The 17114-nt window shown below is 38.1% G+C and carries 19 protein-coding genes; 6 read left to right on the top strand and 13 right to left on the bottom strand.

Features of this window, described 5'->3' with window-relative positions:
* Nucleotides 1-39 precede the first annotated feature (39 nt).
* Genes thiD through thiE form a run of 3 tightly spaced genes read left to right on the top strand, consistent with a single transcriptional unit; the run spans nucleotide 40 to nucleotide 2239 of the window.
* Complete coding sequence (gene thiD / locus F1560_RS04735) at nucleotides 40-840, top strand: bifunctional hydroxymethylpyrimidine kinase/phosphomethylpyrimidine kinase (protein ID WP_149473493.1); 801 nt, start codon at nucleotides 40-42, stop codon at nucleotides 838-840.
* A gap of 2 nt (nucleotides 841-842) precedes the next feature.
* On the top strand, nucleotides 843-1613 hold the full coding sequence (gene thiM, locus F1560_RS04740) for a hydroxyethylthiazole kinase (RefSeq protein WP_149473494.1): 771 nt from the start codon (nucleotides 843-845) through the stop codon (nucleotides 1611-1613).
* 2 nt (nucleotides 1614-1615) lie between these two features.
* Nucleotides 1616-2239 (top strand): thiamine phosphate synthase, encoded by a 624-nt coding sequence (thiE, locus tag F1560_RS04745; RefSeq protein ID WP_149473495.1) that lies wholly within the window; start codon nucleotides 1616-1618, stop codon nucleotides 2237-2239.
* A 76-nt stretch (nucleotides 2240-2315) separates the two neighbouring features.
* Here the strand turns inward: thiE and F1560_RS04750 are convergent, their stop codons facing one another.
* The 9 genes from F1560_RS04750 to F1560_RS04790 form a co-directional block, all read right to left on the bottom strand.
* Nucleotides 2316-2540, bottom strand: coding sequence for a hypothetical protein (locus F1560_RS04750; protein WP_149473496.1), 225 nt, complete (start codon nucleotides 2538-2540; stop codon nucleotides 2316-2318).
* Nucleotides 2541-3147: 607 nt separating this feature from the next.
* Nucleotides 3148-3621 (bottom strand): sigma factor, encoded by a 474-nt coding sequence (locus F1560_RS04755; protein ID WP_149473497.1) that lies wholly within the window; start codon nucleotides 3619-3621, stop codon nucleotides 3148-3150.
* Between the two features lie 71 nt (nucleotides 3622-3692).
* On the bottom strand, nucleotides 3693-4766 hold the full coding sequence (locus F1560_RS04760) for a LolA family protein (RefSeq protein ID WP_149473498.1): 1074 nt from the start codon (nucleotides 4764-4766) through the stop codon (nucleotides 3693-3695).
* Nucleotides 4763-6229 (bottom strand): HAMP domain-containing sensor histidine kinase, encoded by a 1467-nt coding sequence (locus tag F1560_RS04765; protein WP_149473499.1) that lies wholly within the window; start codon nucleotides 6227-6229, stop codon nucleotides 4763-4765. The genes F1560_RS04760 and F1560_RS04765 overlap by 4 nt, the downstream gene beginning before the upstream one ends.
* Entirely contained in the window at nucleotides 6226-6936 is a 711-nt protein-coding gene (locus tag F1560_RS04770) for a response regulator transcription factor (RefSeq protein WP_149473500.1), read from the bottom strand. The genes F1560_RS04765 and F1560_RS04770 overlap by 4 nt, the downstream gene beginning before the upstream one ends.
* 187 nt (nucleotides 6937-7123) lie before the next feature.
* Entirely contained in the window at nucleotides 7124-7744 is a 621-nt protein-coding gene (locus tag F1560_RS04775) for a TetR/AcrR family transcriptional regulator (RefSeq protein ID WP_149473501.1), read from the bottom strand.
* 83 nt (nucleotides 7745-7827) lie between these two features.
* Nucleotides 7828-8859, bottom strand: coding sequence for an ABC transporter permease (locus F1560_RS04780; protein ID WP_149473502.1), 1032 nt, complete (start codon nucleotides 8857-8859; stop codon nucleotides 7828-7830).
* Entirely contained in the window at nucleotides 8856-9587 is a 732-nt protein-coding gene (locus tag F1560_RS04785; RefSeq protein WP_149473503.1) for an ABC transporter ATP-binding protein, read from the bottom strand. Before F1560_RS04785 ends, F1560_RS04780 begins: the two co-directional genes overlap by 4 nt.
* 161 nt (nucleotides 9588-9748) lie before the next feature.
* Entirely contained in the window at nucleotides 9749-11236 is a 1488-nt protein-coding gene (locus F1560_RS04790) for an MDR family MFS transporter (RefSeq protein ID WP_149473504.1), read from the bottom strand.
* Nucleotides 11237-11841: 605 nt separating this feature from the next.
* Between F1560_RS04790 and F1560_RS22040 the strand changes: the two genes are divergently transcribed.
* The gene (locus F1560_RS22040) at nucleotides 11842-12408 is read left to right on the top strand and encodes a hypothetical protein (RefSeq protein ID WP_187773629.1); all 567 of its coding nucleotides are present in this window, start codon (nucleotides 11842-11844) and stop codon (nucleotides 12406-12408) included.
* 43 nt (nucleotides 12409-12451) lie between these two features.
* Here the strand turns inward: F1560_RS22040 and F1560_RS04800 are convergent, their stop codons facing one another.
* The 4 genes from F1560_RS04800 to F1560_RS04815 form a co-directional block, all read right to left on the bottom strand.
* Nucleotides 12452-12637, bottom strand: a complete 186-nt coding sequence (locus F1560_RS04800; protein WP_149473505.1) for a DUF5957 family protein — start codon at nucleotides 12635-12637, stop codon at nucleotides 12452-12454.
* A 1-nt stretch (nucleotide 12638) separates the two neighbouring features.
* Nucleotides 12639-13037, bottom strand: coding sequence for a DUF6220 domain-containing protein (locus tag F1560_RS04805; RefSeq protein WP_149473506.1), 399 nt, complete (start codon nucleotides 13035-13037; stop codon nucleotides 12639-12641).
* A 129-nt stretch (nucleotides 13038-13166) separates the two neighbouring features.
* Nucleotides 13167-13850, bottom strand: coding sequence for a response regulator transcription factor (locus F1560_RS04810; RefSeq protein ID WP_149473507.1), 684 nt, complete (start codon nucleotides 13848-13850; stop codon nucleotides 13167-13169).
* Nucleotides 13828-14934, bottom strand: coding sequence for a sensor histidine kinase (locus tag F1560_RS04815; protein ID WP_149473508.1), 1107 nt, complete (start codon nucleotides 14932-14934; stop codon nucleotides 13828-13830). Before F1560_RS04815 ends, F1560_RS04810 begins: the two co-directional genes overlap by 23 nt.
* Nucleotides 14935-15088: 154 nt before the next feature.
* On the opposite strand from F1560_RS04815, the gene F1560_RS04820 reads away from it, so the two are divergent.
* Together F1560_RS04820 and F1560_RS04825 are read left to right on the top strand one after the other, a co-directional pair.
* Complete coding sequence (locus F1560_RS04820; RefSeq protein WP_149473509.1) at nucleotides 15089-15292, top strand: hypothetical protein; 204 nt, start codon at nucleotides 15089-15091, stop codon at nucleotides 15290-15292.
* Nucleotides 15293-15552: 260 nt separating this feature from the next.
* Nucleotides 15553-16947 carry an L-cystine transporter gene (locus F1560_RS04825; protein ID WP_149473510.1) on the top strand — a complete coding sequence of 465 codons (1395 nt, stop codon included), beginning with the start codon at nucleotides 15553-15555 and terminating at the stop codon, nucleotides 16945-16947.
* The last annotated feature ends 167 nt before the right edge of the window (nucleotides 16948-17114 follow it).

Raw genomic sequence — 17114 nt, forward strand, 5'->3', positions numbered from 1 at the left:
TATATGTGAGAAATCTTCTAAAAGGACGGTGTATAACCAATGAAACAAGTAGCATGTGCACTTACAATTGCCGGTACAGATCCAAGCGGCGGAGCAGGTATCCACGCTGATTTAAAAACATTTCAAGAGCTGCAAAGCTATGGGATGTCCGTAATTACTTCGGTTGTAGCTCAAAATACAACAGGTGTTCAAGCAATTCACCATGTACCACTTGAAATAATTGAACAGCAACTAGACTCCGTGATTTCCGATATGCCTATCCACGCTCTGAAAACCGGAATGATCGCTAATCAAGATATGATGAAAATTATCCAGAAAAAAATAGCAACACTTCAAGTTCCATATGTCATGGACCCTGTTATGGTTGCAACGAGCGGGGATGCTTTAATCGAAGAAGAGGCACGTGATTATTTACGCAAGCAGCTTCTGCCACTGACAACACTTGTTACACCAAATATTCCAGAAGCGGAATTTCTAATCGGAAAGAAGATTGAAACCACAGACGATATGAAACAAGCTGCCGAGCTACTTGTGAAGGAATTCGGTGTTAGTGCTGCCTTAATCAAAGGCGGACACAGAGAAGGGGAAGCAATTGATTTCCTTTATGATGGCTCAAATATACACAGCTTCTCAGCAGAGCGGATTGATACAAAAAACACGCACGGAACTGGCTGTACATATGCAGCTGCAATCACTGCTTATTTAAGTAAAGGTTTGTCCTTATATGACGCTGTTAAAAATGGAAAAGATTTTGTCACGGCAGCAATTAAGCATTCCTTCGACCTTGGATCTGGAAGCGGTCCAACAAATCACTGGGCAACACGAAAGGATAAGAGCTAAACATGAATCCACAAATCATTAAAAGTGTTCGGGGAAAGACACCGTTAATCCATCATTTAACGAATCAAGTCGTAATGAATTTTACGGCAAATGGACTGTTAGCCTTTGGTGGCGTTCCTGTAATGGCAAAAGCAGAAGAAGAAGTAGAGGATATGGCTTCCATTGCGGATGGTCTTTTAATCAACATTGGCACCTTAACAGCAAAGGATCTAGATGCAATGATACTTGCTGGTAAAAAGGCAAATGAAAAAGGCATTCCCGTTGTACTTGATCCAGTAGGTGTTGCTGCAACGACATTTCGTACAGCTGCTGTTAAACAAATTTTAAATGAAGTAAAGCCTACCGCTATCAAAGGAAATGCAGGTGAATTAGCACATCTCGTCAATATCCCTTGGCAAACAAAAGGAGTTGAATCCCTTGGTGAGGGTAATGTTGCAGAGATAGCTCGTAGCGTAGCACTGGAATACCAAACGACTGCTGTTGTTACAGGTAAAACAGACATTATTTGCACAGAAAAATCCTACATGGAGAATCATACGGGGCACCCCATTTTAGCTAAAGTAACAGGAGCTGGTTGCTTGCTAGGTTCCATACTGACCGCCTGCTTAACAACAGATGCCCCAATTGAAGACCAAGCATTGACAGCTGTTCGATTTTACGGATTAGCCGCCTCCCATGCAGCAGCAAGTCTGTCAGTGAATGGGTCAGGAACATTTATAGCTCCATTTATCGACGCACTTTCATTAGAACCCGAACAACTGGAGGGAAAATAAACATGTCATTTCCAATTAAGCCATCCTTACGAAAATATTTTATTATGGGTAGTCAAAACTGTGATCGTGACCCAGCAGAAATACTGGAAGCTGCAGCCAAAGCTGGAATCACAGCGTTTCAGTACCGCGAAAAGGGACCTGCATCCTTGACTTCCAATGCGAAACTGGAATTAGGTAAGCAGTTACGAGCCATTTGCAAACAGTACCAAATTCCGTTTATTGTAAATGACGATGTCGAGCTTGTTGAATTACTTGACGCAGACGGTATTCATGTTGGTCAGGATGATCAATCGGTAGAGGAATTACGCCTGGCTTTTCCAACTAAAATTATCGGGCTCTCCGTATCTAATATGGACGAAGTTGAAAGAAGCCCACTAGATCTCGTTGATTACATTGGTGCTGGTCCAATTTTCTCTACAACAACAAAAACAGATGCGAAAGCGGCTGTTGGTTTGGAATGGATTCAGACATTACGCACCCAATTTCCAACGCTGCCAATTGTCGGAATCGGTGGGATTAACACCATGAATGCGAGCTCAGTCCTTCAAGCTGGTGCCGATGGAGTTTCATTTATCTCTGTGGTTACACAGGCAGAGGATATAGCTGTGGCTATTGAGGAGATTTAGATGCTTTTGAATCAAGCAGGAGAGGATATCCCAGAAGTTTAACTACTGGGATATCCTTTAACTAGTAAACTAACTATCAAGTTAACACTTTTACTTCTATATAATCCCCCATCACAATCTGTCTATGGCGCGAACGGAAAATAAGAAAACGCAACAATAAATAATACGAACAAACCGCCCCATGCGTAAACGAAACTAAACCAATTAGCACCCATCTCAGCCATGATTGATATTTCCACGCAGCTTTATTCCAACGATAATTTATCATTCCGATTAAGTAAACTGCTAAAGGTCTACCCATTGTCCAACACTAACTGAATTTTCTAGAGTACGTTCTGCTAGGATGCCTAATTGAAGCTTGATGACCTGGCCAACAAGAATAAAAGTTACTGCCAACAGGCCCCAAATTCCCCCAATCTCCATTTCTGTTCATTGTAAGTCATCCCAATTAACAAACAAGAACCAATCACTACAAATAGAACAAAAAGCATAAAGTCGATGCTGAACATCCCCTTTTTATTTCATATCGAGCGGAACCTCTTCTACATAATCACGGTTGACATCCTTTTTATATAAGTAATTGTCAGGCTCAGATCTACCAAACTTTTATCTACTATAAAATATACTGTCTTACCATCAGGGTTGAGCACTGAATTTCGCGTATGTTCTTTTAGAATGGTTAATAGCTTCACTTCTTCTGTTTTACCGCTTATAGGAAAAGAGCTCATATTGAAAAATACCATCCTCACCTGTGTCATTTACTGCTTGAAAAATAAATGTCTCATCATTTACAGTAACCGCACAATCATAAATATCTTCCGCTGTTTCAGGTTTTTATATTGTTTTAAAGTCACCAAAAACACCAGTCCCGATTCATTTCACGAAACTGGTGTTTTTCTAACAGATCATTAACGCATCAGCTTGCGTATTTTTTCTCTTCCTTGCCAAATATAGGATACGATCTCAGTGTTTGGGGTTTCCAGAACTTTACTAATTTCATCAACGGATAATTGGTTCCTAGATCTTAGGGTTAGGGCTAATCTTTCTTTTAGTGAAACGTGCATGAACAGAATTTTAAGATCTTCCTCTGGAAATTCGCTAAAGATAGTACACCAATTCATCCCAAATCTTTTTTGCGCCAGGTCAATCGTTTGTTGAAACAACCACAACGAGAACTTTTTATCGATTGCTTGGCAATTATCACGATCATTAAAAACATGTAGAAAAGTATCTTTCGCTAGCTCCTCAGCGTTTTTGTTGTCCCCTAGAATCATGTAACATATGTGATAGACTGCTTGATGATAGTGGTCAACAACCTTTTTGAAAGCACCATAATCTCCTTTTTTCAGCTGTTTAATAGCCCGTATCCCGATTTCCCTCATTCTACAACCTCCGCATCATTGCTCCCCATACTAGCAAAGTACTAAAACGTCTTTACTCTTTCGATTACAAATTACTTCTCCGAACTTAAAATCATATTTTCAGCCCACTTCACAACTTCTTCTTGTTCTATATCTGGATTTGCTATTACGATCGAATAACGTAAACCATCTTCATCCCAAAGAATGCTATTAATTAACTCTTCATACTCCGCATCGTTTCCTCGTACTTCTAAATCTGCTTTTTCAACTGGCATGTCATCTGGAGTAGGAAACACAGACACCGAAAACAGCGGAATATCCTCTTTGGAACTATACATTAATTCCAGCTCATATCGATCTAATCCAGCTGAGAAATCATACATTTGCATACTTGAGAGAAGAAATTCATCCTCTGGAAATACCAGGAATGCTTGCCCTAGTGCTTCTTCCGCTTCCTCCAATGTAACTGTATCTGGAGCAAAGCTCTCTTCTAAGTTAGCAATTTCAACATCGTCTGGAATATCGAGAGTAAACGTATCTTCAGCAAATTTCGGTGAAAAATCCAATTCCGTATAAGCGAATTCTGTTCGAGCATCGCCAACTTCGGAGACAACTTTTACAATAAACCATGTTTTCTGATCCACCCATAATTCCATATCACCAAATAAATTATCCGTTTCATTCGCCTTCATCTGAATGTGGTACGTGTCATAATCAAGTACTTTTTCTTCCCCAACCACTTCATAGGAATGAGAATCATTCATTATTTCTATTATGTTTTTGAATTGCTCTTTCGGGCTTATATTTGCAAAGTCTGCAAGCTCTGTCATATCCATTTCAGTTGCCTGGTTATTTGCTTTATCATACATAAGCATTGTCTCACCATCATTTAATGCCACACTTTCTTGATCAAGTAATTGGTCTCTTGTAACAACCTTTCTTTTTTTCCCCTCAACATATTCCTCTAAGATGATATGTTCAGACAGCTCTTCTCCTTCAAACATTTTCATTTCCGATATCCCTTGATAAGTATTTACATCCTTTTCCGATTCGATAGCGTTTTGGATAATTTCCTCAGCAGACACTTCCATATTTTGTGAACATCCTCCTAAAATTAATGTCATAACACTAAATAAAATCAAACATTTTTTCCATGTAATCTTCATGATCTTCCCCTCTCCTTTATCCAACAGGCAATTAATGTACCTTTATTTTCTGTTGACCAAATGGTTATTTTTCCATCATGTTTTTCCATAATTATTTTTGCAATGCTTAATCCTAGACCAGAAGTTGCCCCTTTTCCACGAGATACATCATCCTGATAAAAAGGTTGGAAAATCTTTTCTAGCTGACTATGCTTTATACCTCTTCCTTCATTCTGAATAAGCATAACAGTTCCATCTTCTCTCCATGCATTCACGTCATCTACAAACTCAGGAAAAACCCAATCAGGCAATGTCTCTCTCGATGAAATAGCAGCTAACCAAATACGATTGTGATTCGGTGTATACCGAATACTGTTATCCATTAAATTATCGACGAGTCGAATCATTTGTTTCGGATCAAGCATGTAGGAATTTCTTATATTTAATTCAGTTGTTAATGCAATACCTTTTTTTAAACACGGTTCTTCATAACCTGAAAATAACATTTCAAAAAATTCATCTCCATTTACTTGTACGATATGGAGCATATTATCAGCTGACTGAAGCGCAGTAAATATCGATAAATCATCAATCATTTGCTTCATGTGATCCAATTTACCATTAAGTATTGTTTGGTACTCTTCTCGTTCTTCTTTTGATAAATGCTGATCTTCCAAAGCCTCTGCGTATGTTCGAATAACGGTTAATGGTGTTTTTAAATCATGAGACAAGGAGGCAACCATATATTCTTTCTCTTGTTGTTGCTTGGCAAGTGCATCTCTTGTTTCTACTATTTGAGCTTTCATTTGCTCAAAATGCGTGATAACTACTCCAATCTCATCTTTCGATTGAACCAGTTTCTGGTCCATTTCCTTCCCTGCCGCAAATGCTTTCATATGCCTTTGTAACTGATTCAAAGGCCGATTCAACTTACGGTTGATAGAGAGCATTACCACTGAATAGAGTGCAACGAAAAAGATACCCAATAATATAAACATCACCGTCGTACGTTGATTGGATGTCTCTACCCACGCTTTTCTACCCAAAGTAATTTCATATAAACCAACTAGCTGGCTCGCATCATCAAATACTGGCTTTTTCAACGAATAAGTTCGCGCTTTTTTTTGATATTCATTTAAATTCTGAAACAATTTCTCTCGATTCCAGTTTAAAAAATGAGATTCTCCCGGTGTAGTTATCGTAGAAAACAACTGAACGCCATCATAACGATATAAATCGATCTTGAGATTATCATCTGCCAGACTACGCAAATGCTGGTAGTTTTCGTCAGACTGAACTTTATATAAGGATACATCCTTTAACTCGCTTTCCAGATTTGTAACGGCATTTTGAAAAGTTAGATATTCCATTAAATCCTGCTCTTGATCATAAGCGCTTAGACTAATATAGAGTAAATAAATAGCAGCAATCGGCAACAGCATAACGAGCAAATAACTTATCATAAGCCAATTTTTAATCTTCATCCCAATTGTTCTCCGATAAAACGATACCCAACACCCCAAACGGTCTGGACAAATTTTGCTTGCCTTCCAGTATCCTTTAGCTTTGCACGAAGGCTTTTTATATGAACCGTTACCGTATTGTTGCCATCTACATTCATTAGTTGCCATACATGTTCATAAATTTTTTCTTTTTCAAACGTAATAAATGGATTCTTAGCAAGCAAAAATAAAATATCCTGTTCTTTAGCAGTTAATAATAGAAGCTCCTCATCTAAAAACACAGCTTCATTTAAGAAATCAATGGATAAGCCATGTTTATAATGAAAGATTTGCTCATTATAATGTTTCTTTGTATAGCGTTGATATCTTCTAAGATGGGAATGAACCCGAGCAGTTAGCTCCTTCAAACTAAATGGCTTTGTTAAATAATCATCTGCGCCAAGATCTAATCCAAGTATCTTACTTTCATCTTCATTTTTAGCGCTAACAATTAATAACGGTACATCACTTTCTAATCGAATCCTTTCACACAGTGTAAAACCATCCATCTCTGGCATCATGAGATCTACAAGTACTAAGGAATAGTTATCCGCTTTAAAATCTTCCCAGCCCTCCACTCCTGTCGACGCCCAGGTTACTTGAAACCCTTCCCTATTCAGGTGGTCTCTCATAATCCGGGCAATTTCATAATCATCTTCTACGATAAGTATTTTGCTTTGTTCTACCATAGGTCCCCCTCTTCTCTAACTCCAGTATAGTTCATCGATTTAGCGTCGAGTTAAAAGTTTATTTTTAGTTAATAATTGGTTGTTTCTATGGGATTCTGCAATCAGTCTTGAACCTTGTGTTATAGATTATAAAAAATCCTTTTCTACGTTTATCCATAGAAAAGGATCTTTTGAAATAACTTTCTATCTATTCTCTTGCCACAATCCCATTCTCCAGAACTTGAATAATTCGTTCAACCTCTTCTTCATCGTTCCAATCCCCCTCAGGGACAATAACATACCGTGCAATAATATAAGAAAAAATAGACGAGGCAACGATTCGGATAATTGTATCTGGATGGGTTTGAATGAGTTGCCCCTTAGCCTGATAATGTTCGACAATCTGTCTAAGTCTAGCAAAAATATCTTTGCCAATATGCTCAATAAACTGTTCCTTTAACTCTGGGTGAAAAGGAATTTCCTGAATTAGTATTCGTAACAGGGGTAAGTTTTTTTTGATAAATACTTTTCTATTCTCAATCATTGCTCGAATAAAGTCTTGAAAACGTTCAAAATCCTGATCAAGAACCTTGTTCATATCATTTTTCACCATTGGAGCAATTAGCTTTACCATCATCGGTGAGACAATCGATAATAACAGTCCCTTTTTGGATTTAAAATGTTTAAAAATCGTCCCTTCTGCAACATTCGCTTTATTCGCAATTTCACTCGTAGAAGTTCCCGCATAACCTTTTTCTGCGAATAAATCTGTCGCCGCCTCTAATATCGCTATTTGTTTTTTTGTTAATTTCGTTTCATTATTTGTCATCAAATTTCGCCTCTTATCAAGTTAAACATTTCTATATAACATCATATCGAATAAGTGTCACAAGGCGCAACGAAAAGCCTAAGTTATATTTTCCGATACTTACGGAGTGCCAAGCCATTTAATAACATGAATAGTAATGAAAAGCCAAACAGAACAATAAGATTAACATAAATCTCGCTCCAGCCATGACCCCTTACCATAACATCCCGTAGTGCATCTGCCGCATAATATAGTGGAGTAAACGGACCAACCCAGCTTAACCAGTCGGAAATCGTTTCTAAATTAAATAACCCCGAAAAGAATATTTGCGGAATAACAACGATTGGTATGAATTGAATCATTTGCAATTCATTATTCGCAAATGATGAAATGAGTATGCCTAAAGTTAGTGCTGTTAGAGCAAGTGACAATGTAATTAAAAGCACATAAACAAATGCTCCTACCATCATCATATCCAATACATAAATAGCGTACCATGCAATAATCGTTGATTGAATGACCGTAAAGATTCCAAATCCAAATACATATCCCATCACAATTTCCCATTTACGCAATGGTGTAGAGAGCAGCCGCTCCAACGTCCCTGTTGTCCGCTCACGAATAAAGGACACGCCAGCAATAATAAAGACAAAGAAAAATACAAAGAACCCGAGCAATACTGGTCCAAAATAATCAAATGATCCCATATCCCTCGAACCGTATAAATAATCCATTTCAAGCTGTCCAGCACTTTCACCCTGCTGCAGTGAACCAAATGCTGATTCAAACCATCTCAATGTTGTGCTATTCACACTTGGGTCACTACCTTCAAGAAAGACAGCTGGTGTGGTGGCATCATCAAGTATAATATAACCATCAACTTCTCCAGAGCGGACAGCTTGCTGCGCATCATTTTCATTCGTATATAGGGTTACTTCAGCATCTGCCTTATCAATTTGGTCAACCATAGTTTCTGGAATCTCTACTAATCCCACTTTCGGTACATAGTCATCGCCATTAAAAACAAGATGAAGCATTGTTAGAACTAAAATTGGCGCAAAGATAAGCAAGCCTAATGTCCGCTTATCCCGTATTAGCTGCTGTAAAATTCTTTTTGTTAATGCAATTACTCTCATGATGTTGCACCTCCATAAACAAGAAAGGCTTGTTCAATACTTTCTGAATTTGTCTCTTTCCGCAACGCTTCTGGTGTGCCGACAGCGATCAATGTTCCATCTCTCATGAGTCCCAACCGATCACATTTTTCGGCTTCATCCATTACATGGGTTGTAACGATTATTGTTGTCCCTTTCTTATTCAAATCATAAAAAGCATCCCAAATACTTTTTCTTAAAACAGGATCAATCCCAACAGTCGGCTCATCCAAAATTAACATTTCAGGCTCATGAAGCAGTGCAATCGCTAGTGACAATCTTCTTTTCATTCCACCAGAATAATTGGATACGAGTTTATTTAAATGATCGGATAAGTCAACAAGCTGCATCACTTTTTTAATTCTTTCCTTTTTCTTTTTGCCTTTCAATCCATATAAGCTTGCAAAGAAATGTAAATTTTCGTTTGCTGATAGTTCTTCGTAAAGCGCATCTGCTTGGGCCATATACCCTATTCGCTGCATCAATTTGAGTGTTGGCATTTTTTCATCAAAAATATAATTTTCACCTGATGTAGGAACATCTAGCCCAGCTAATTCTTTTACTAAGGTTGATTTCCCAGCACCAGACGGACCTAGAAGTCCGAATATCTCCCCTTCCTCAATTTCAAGATTGATATCCTTTAATACTTCATGCTTCCCAAACTTCTTATACACATGTTGAATCGAGATACATGATTTTCGATTATGCATCCATTTCACCTCGCCAGTTATAAGTGAGTGATTACTCACTTATAACATACAGTAATATACCATCTATGTAAAGCACGTGATGATTCACTTATAAAAATCCATAAAAAAATAAGCCATCACTCTGAATCCCTTCAGAGTGAAAGCTTATTTTCCTCAATCTATTAACTCTCTTCCAATGGCTGCTCTTCCGTTTCTTTCGGTACAGCGCGATAAACAAAAAATGCCATAATAACAGCAACGATGGATATTGCAAAAGCAATGAAATAAACCAGTTCTACACCCGCTACCATCGCTTCTTTGATAGCAGTAGGATCTGTTGGATTATTGGCATTTTGCAACAACCCATTTTGTCTTGCATTCATAATACTAATAAAAACAGATACTCCAATTGCTCCTGCAACAGGCTGCAATGTTGTCATCACCGCAGTTCCATGTGGATATAAATGCTTTGGAAGCTGATTTAATCCATTTGTTTCAGCAGGCATCATAATTGCAGAAACAGATAGCATTAATAAAATATAACCGACAATAATCACCCATAATGGTGTATTTAAGTCTAGTCTGCTCATCATAAACATCGTTCCACATAAAACAAGTGTTGCCGGGATCATCAAGACCCGAGGACCAAATTTATCAAATAGTCCACCCATTACTGGTGACATCGCACCATTTAAAATACTTCCAGGCAGGAGAACTAGCCCTGCCGTAGCAGCTGTTAAAGCTAGGGGTCCTTGCATATAAATTGGTAATATAATCTCCGAGGCAAACATTGCCATAATAATGATTAGGAACATAAGAACCCCGTGTGTGTACATCGGATACTTGAATACACGCAAATCAATCAGCGGCTCTTCCAGTCTTAATTGCCTCCATGTAAACAATGCCACTGCAATAAAGCCTATGATGATTACAGAATATACTTTAGGGTCTAAAAACCCAGCTTCACTTTCCCCTGCCGAACTAAAGCCATATACAATCGCACCGAACCCGATTGTTGAAAAAATAAGGGATACGATATCTATTTTGGGCTTCGTAACTTCCGATACGTTTACTAAATATTTAGAAGCAAATGCAATGGAAAATAGTGCAAATGGAATAACCGAAATAAATAAATAGCGCCATCCTAGATATTCGACGATTACCCCAGACAGTGTTGGTCCAATAGCTGGAGCAAACATGATAACTAAACCTACTAGCCCCATTACCTTCCCTCTTCGATGTGGCGGGAAAATTAACAGGAACACATTAAAAATAATCGGCATTAATAACCCTGTACCAACCGCTTGTATAAGTCGTCCGACAAGCAATATTGGAAAATTCGGAGCAAGTGCACTTATCGCTGTTCCAATTGTAAAAATGATCATCGTACTTAAAAATAGCTGACGTGTTGTAAACCACTGCATTAGTACAGCTGATGCAGGGATAATAATTCCCATAATTAACATGAATCCTGTTGCCATCCACTGCACCGTTGTTAGTGTTACACCAAATTCCGCCATCAGTGTCGTTAACGCTATATTCAATAAAGTTTCATTTAATATTGCAAAGAAAGCACCAATAATTAAAGAAAGCATGATTGGCATTACCTTCACATTAGGATTATCAGCAAGGTATTCATATTTCTGTTGCTGATTGTTATGATCCGTCATAGAAAAACTCCTTTACTAACATGTATTTTGCTCATACTTGTTTATATTTACAGAATCCAGCAAGATTATTCATGCGCAAATCCTTATAAGCCTGATCTGTTGTTTGCTATATCCATCATTTCTTGACAACCTTTTAATACTACCATTATCGTATTATCATGACAAGTGTTTTTTTATGTATAATCTAAAAGAGACAAAAAAGAATAGATGCCAATCACATATATAGGCAACTATTCTAACTTGCTTTTACATATACTTTTTGACTAAGAGTCTTTCTTTGGCATTGATTCACTGATTTGATTTAGCTTTTTTTCAATTGCTTCTAACCTTTTTGAGGTGTTATGAAAATGATGAAATATCCTCGAGATTATATAGACGACAAATACAATAACTGCAAAGCTTACTAACAGCCTATGATATCCATGTCAGGCGCCCTCTCCCATAATACATTAAAACGTTTTTTGAATTCACTAAATAATTATAATAACCGTATAATTAAAAAACCACCTCGCCGCCCAATCTTCTGAAATCAATCCCACAATAGACGAATTCCCCATATAGTAAAGGGAGCGATTTTTATGAGTAGATAAGGGAGGAAAGAATAGATGAATTATCACTATAATCCGCATCAGCCACAACCACCGCAAGATGATGATGAAAGACAATTTAATCTTCCAGGGTTTTTACTTGGCCAAATTTTCGGACCTGGTCCAGGTGGTGGACCGGGTGGATTCCCTGGCGGTGGGCCAGGAGGTTTCCCAGGTGGTCCTGGAGGTTTCCCTGGAGGTCCAGGTGGCCCCGGTGGTCCTGGAGGATTTCCTGGAGGTCCAGGTGGTCCCGGAGGCCCTGGAGGATTTCCTGGAGGTCCAGGTGGTCCCGGAGGTCCTGGAGGTTTCCCTGGCGGAGGTGGCGGACAGCAAGCTGGACCACCTAGCTCTCCACCGCCAAACTTCACACCAGAACAATCACAGTTCCAAACATTTGCTGTTGATCCAGGCGGAATTCGCGGCTGTTTATTCCGATTCACCTATATTTGGTTAAGAAGAGATGCCTTTTGGTTCTACCCAACGTTTGTTGGCAGAAATTCAATTGCAGGCTTTAGATGGACCGGTTTCAGATGGGTGTATTTCGGTATTGATTTGAACCAGATTCAATCATTTCAATGCTTCTAACTGCAAAGACCGCTTATCATTTTGCGGTCTTTTCTACTGTTCCTCATCCTTTATTTGACCAAAGCGGAACTAAAATTGCACCTAAAACCGCTGTGAAATACGGTAAGTATTTGATACCAATTGGCTCATTTAATAACATAAATCCTACAATACCAATAAAGCTAGATAGGGCAACACCTGAAATAAATCCTCCAAAAACCCCTACAATTATAGCTAACATTACCTTCATCTTATTTAACTCCTTTCTTATTTGAGATTAATTTAACCGTTTCGATTACGACAACGAATGCAATAACAAATAAAACTATAGCAATAACTGGATGTAATGCGGCAATCCACGGGAGTTTTGCTGCCATGTTACCAGTGAAGTACATCGCAAAAACCGAGGTAAGCAGCCCAAAAACAGCGCCATAAGCCCAACGCGGCATCGCTCCCATCCATGCAAACAGAAGCATAAATAATGGGATATTAAATCCAAATAAATGAATGAGTGTGATGTGCTTTATCCAGTGGACTGGACTTGCAAATATAGCTAAACCAGCCAGGAAAATTTGTGCTATCACTCCAATTAAAAATAAAATGGCTAATACAAGAAAAATGTTTTTTCCAATTTGTTTTCTTCGATTCAATTAAGAACGCCTCCTTCTAATCAGCTTTCTATAGCATAGAAGACAATTCTAAATGAACGATTAGCTAATTATTAAAAATTCCTTAAATCAAAAAAATCGCCGGAGCACGGTTAGAACTCCAACGATGTTTTATAGGAAACGATAGCCGACACCCCAAATGGTTTCGATAAATTTTGGTTTAGAAGGATTTTCCTCAACCTTTTCTCTAATCTTTCGAATGTGAACCGTGACCGTTGAGATATCTCCCATCGAGTCATAGCCCCAAATTCGTTCAAAAAGATGTTCCTTCGTAAACACATGATTTGGATTTTGCGCTAGAAAGGTTAGAAGATCAAACTCCTTTGCTGTAAATGACTTTTCCTCTTCATTTATAAAAACCCTCCGTGACCGCTGATCGATTTGTAAACCTCTTACATGGATGTCTTGATCTGCTTGATTACGATTAACAAGCCGATTATACCTCGCTATGTGTGCCTTCACTCTTGCAACAAGCTCATTCGGGTTAAACGGCTTCACAATATAATCATCTGCTCCACGATCAAACCCTTTTATTTTATCAATATCTTCCTTTCTTGCCGTAACCATTAGAATCGGGATATCTTTCCTTTCCCTAATTCGCTGACATAGCTCAAATCCATCAATTCCTGGAAGCATGAGATCCAGTAAAATTAAATCATAGGTTTCACTTAACGCTTTTTCCAAACCTTCTTCTCCTGTTAATGCAATATCACTTGAAAATCCGCTCACTTCTAAATAATCACGTTCTAATTCTGCAATTGCTTTCTCATCTTCAATGATTAATATAGTCGGCAAGACCATTTCCCCTTTCTTTTGGTAAAGCAACACATACGGTAGTCCCCTCACCTAATTTACTTTTTGCCCAAATCTTTCCTCCATGCTCCTTCACAATTCGTTTTACAATGGCGAGCCCAAGACCACTGCCTCCGGTTGCTGTATTTCTCGAGGCATCCGCTCGGTAGAAACGGTCAAATATATGGTCGATGGCCTCTTCTGAGATTCCACTTCCATTATCTTTTATTTCTACAATGACTTGTTCATCCTCAGATTTCAGCTGGATACTTAATTGTTTTTGTGACTTATCCATATATTTCACACTGTTTTGAACGATATTCATGATGACACGCTTCAATTGTTCTCGATCCGCTCTTATCATATAATCCTGATCCTGTTCCACCATATAGGTTAATTGCTCGTCACCCTGTACAAATTCATAGCGAAACTCGTCGACGAAGTCAGCTAAAAATGCTTGTAAATCTAACGCTTCATAATGAAATGGAACCTGCTGCAAATCGAGTTTGGAATACAAAAAGAGTGCATCAATTAAATAATTCATATCATTTGTTTTCTCTTGAATGATCTCCATATAGCGATCCACTTTTTCCGGCGTATTCGCAACTCCATCACGAATCCCAGTAATATAGCCTTTAATCGACGTCATTGGTGTTTTCAAATCATGAGAAATGCTTGCAATCAATTCTCTGCGATCTTCATCATATTGCGCTTGAATCTCTTGAGATTTCTTTAGCTGTTCTCTCATTCTTTCAAACGTTTCCGCTAAGCGACTAACTTCATCTTTGCCCTTTACCTCAATCATGTTGTCAAGATTTCCATTACTAATTTCCTTTGCAGCTTCAGATAGCTTATTAATTGGTTTAATAATACTCTTCGCTACAACGTAAGTTAATAATCCATTCGTAACAATTAAAACGATAACCATACCAACAAACCTAAGTGTGATAAACAGCTCCGTCCAATTCTCACCCACATTTCGATAGAGAAGAATAGTAGCCAAAACGATTTCAATTAAAAAGAACGCACAAATTGGCAGTGCAATCATCATGATATTTGATAAAATTAATCGTTTTTTAATGGTCATTATGTATCAACTCCTTTTAAATCCACAGGAAGCATATCACAGCATTCTTAATTTTTTCTTAAATCCATGTCATTTTATAAATAAATGCATCCTAAAAGACTGCACAAACGATATCCCACCTTGATTCATACTCTAAAGAAAGGGGGGTATCATGATGAATCAACTCGCTTTACTCTTTCTTACAGCAATCTTGAGTGGCTTTGCATTAATCGTTGTAACGTCGTTAGCAGCTTCATTTATTACGTCGACGGCGATCGTCAATTTCTTAATTGCTGTAGGAGCAATTGCTGTTATCGTATTTGCCTTTGCAGTGCTTTATTTAGCCATTAAAGCTCTATTTCATAAAAATTGGATGTAGCTAACAAACAGCACAGTGGGCAGGTTTAGTAGCTTGTCCATTACATAGTCATCAAATGCTTTACTTCTATTCTAATAACCTCCATTCGTTTAGTTTTATAAACCTCGCTATAAACTATTCTCTTGACACTTCTTTCAAACCAGTGTATCTTAATTTAAGTCATACTAATGTTATCGGAATTATATGCTAGAATAATATAAGCTTGCATGCATATAATCATCCAACAACAGGAATAACATCAATGAGGAGGTTTTAGCAAAATGGACTCTATTTATATTTTATTAAATATCGTAGTATTATTAGCACTTATCGGTTTACTAATATGGATGCAGAAAAAGCATTTTTCTTTTACAAAGCGTGTATTCACTGGTTTAGGAACAGGGATCGTTCTTGGTGCATTATTACAATTAATTTATGGTACTGGCTCTGAAGTTTTAACGGAAACAACGGAGTGGTACAGCATTGTTGGGCGAGGCTATATTAGTTTCCTCATGATGATTGTCGTACCTATTGTTATGGTTTCCATCATCCAATCCATTATTAATTTAGAAAAGACCGCAGAACTTGGTAAGATGTCTGCATGGATTATCGGAATCCTAATCTCGACCACGATGGTTGCTGCTTTAATCGGAATTGGAACAGCAGTCGTATTTGACCTGAATGCCGAACAAATCGAAATGGGGCAAGCAGAGTCAGAGCGTGCCACATCGTTAGAAACACGGTTGGGGGAAGTGGAAGAACAATCGACACCACAACGAATTCTTAATTTCATTCCAGCTAATATTTTCTTAGATATGACTGGAGAAAGACCAACATCAGTTATTGCTATTGTTATTTTCTCTATTATTGTTGGAATCGCAGTACTCGGTATTCGCAGGAAAAATCCAGAGCAAGCAGAAATGTTCACGAAAATGGTGAATGCAGTCTATGCCGTTGTCATGCGTATCGTAACATTAGTGTTACGCTTAACTCCATTCGGAATTTTAGCGTTAATGGCTAATACTGTAGCAAGTACGAACTTTGCAGGTATCCTAGAGCTTGGGAAGTTTGTTATTGCTTCCTATGTTGCATTGCTTATCATGTTCATTCTTCATTTAGTTTTAGTCGGAGCATTTGGTTTAAATCCGTTAACGTATTTAAGAAAAGCAATTCCAGTGTTAGGATTCGCATTTACATCACGTTCTAGTGCAGGAACAATTCCATTGAATATTCAAGCACAGAAAAATTCACTTGGTGTTGAACAAGGTGTTGCCAATATGTCTGCTTCATTTGGAGCTACAATGGGACAAAATGGCTGTGCAGGAATCTACCCTGCTATGCTAGCTGTCATGATTGCACCAAGTCTCGATATTAATCCTCTTTCACCAGGATTTATTATCCAATTGGTTCTCATTATCGGGATTAGCTCATTTGGTGTCGCTGGTGTTGGTGGTGGAGCAACTTTCGCCGCAATCATCGTTCTTTCATCAATGGGTATGCCAGTAGCATTAGCCGGGCTGTTAATTTCAATCGAAGCATTTATCGATATGGGGCGTACAGCATTAAATGTTAATGGAAGTATGGTTTCTGGAACATTAACATCACGAATCTTAAAGAACTTGAATCTAAAGAAATTTAATGATAAAAACGCAATTGAAGAAAATGTATCGCTTTAATTTGAAAAGCCGTTCCCATGAGGAACGGCTTTTTTATTGAATTAAAATAAGTTCCTTACAAACTTCACCTTGTTGCCAAACCTCCATTTCCCTTTTCACATCACATTCTCATCCAATTCTAATCTCTTTCACATTGGTATCTTATACGAGAGTTATAGAATGGTTTT

Origin of the sequence: Oceanobacillus polygoni, assembly GCF_008304605.1 — a bacterium.
Classification (GTDB): domain Bacteria; phylum Bacillota; class Bacilli; order Bacillales; family Amphibacillaceae; genus Oceanobacillus; species Oceanobacillus polygoni.

Excerpts from the sequence above, each read along its gene's own strand:
- thiD (WP_149473493.1), top strand. The coding sequence starts at position 40 with ATGAAACAAGTAGCATGTGCACTTACAATTGCCGGTACAGATCCAAGC.
- thiM (WP_149473494.1), top strand. The coding sequence starts at position 843 with ATGAATCCACAAATCATTAAAAGTGTTCGGGGAAAGACACCGTTAATC.
- thiE (WP_149473495.1), top strand. The coding sequence starts at position 1,616 with ATGTCATTTCCAATTAAGCCATCCTTACGAAAATATTTTATTATGGGT.
- F1560_RS04750 (WP_149473496.1), bottom strand. The coding sequence starts at position 2,540 with ATGGGTAGACCTTTAGCAGTTTACTTAATCGGAATGATAAATTATCGT.
- F1560_RS04755 (WP_149473497.1), bottom strand. The coding sequence starts at position 3,621 with ATGAGGGAAATCGGGATACGGGCTATTAAACAGCTGAAAAAAGGAGAT.
- F1560_RS04760 (WP_149473498.1), bottom strand. The coding sequence starts at position 4,766 with ATGAAGATTACATGGAAAAAATGTTTGATTTTATTTAGTGTTATGACA.
- F1560_RS04765 (WP_149473499.1), bottom strand. The coding sequence starts at position 6,229 with ATGAAGATTAAAAATTGGCTTATGATAAGTTATTTGCTCGTTATGCTG.
- F1560_RS04770 (WP_149473500.1), bottom strand. The coding sequence starts at position 6,936 with ATGGTAGAACAAAGCAAAATACTTATCGTAGAAGATGATTATGAAATT.
- F1560_RS04775 (WP_149473501.1), bottom strand. The coding sequence starts at position 7,744 with ATGACAAATAATGAAACGAAATTAACAAAAAAACAAATAGCGATATTA.
- F1560_RS04780 (WP_149473502.1), bottom strand. The coding sequence starts at position 8,859 with ATGAGAGTAATTGCATTAACAAAAAGAATTTTACAGCAGCTAATACGG.
- F1560_RS04785 (WP_149473503.1), bottom strand. The coding sequence starts at position 9,587 with ATGCATAATCGAAAATCATGTATCTCGATTCAACATGTGTATAAGAAG.
- F1560_RS04790 (WP_149473504.1), bottom strand. The coding sequence starts at position 11,236 with ATGACGGATCATAACAATCAGCAACAGAAATATGAATACCTTGCTGAT.
- F1560_RS22040 (WP_187773629.1), top strand. The coding sequence starts at position 11,842 with ATGAATTATCACTATAATCCGCATCAGCCACAACCACCGCAAGATGAT.
- F1560_RS04800 (WP_149473505.1), bottom strand. The coding sequence starts at position 12,637 with ATGAAGGTAATGTTAGCTATAATTGTAGGGGTTTTTGGAGGATTTATT.
- F1560_RS04815 (WP_149473508.1), bottom strand. The coding sequence starts at position 14,934 with ATGACCATTAAAAAACGATTAATTTTATCAAATATCATGATGATTGCA.
- F1560_RS04820 (WP_149473509.1), top strand. The coding sequence starts at position 15,089 with ATGAATCAACTCGCTTTACTCTTTCTTACAGCAATCTTGAGTGGCTTT.
- F1560_RS04825 (WP_149473510.1), top strand. The coding sequence starts at position 15,553 with ATGGACTCTATTTATATTTTATTAAATATCGTAGTATTATTAGCACTT.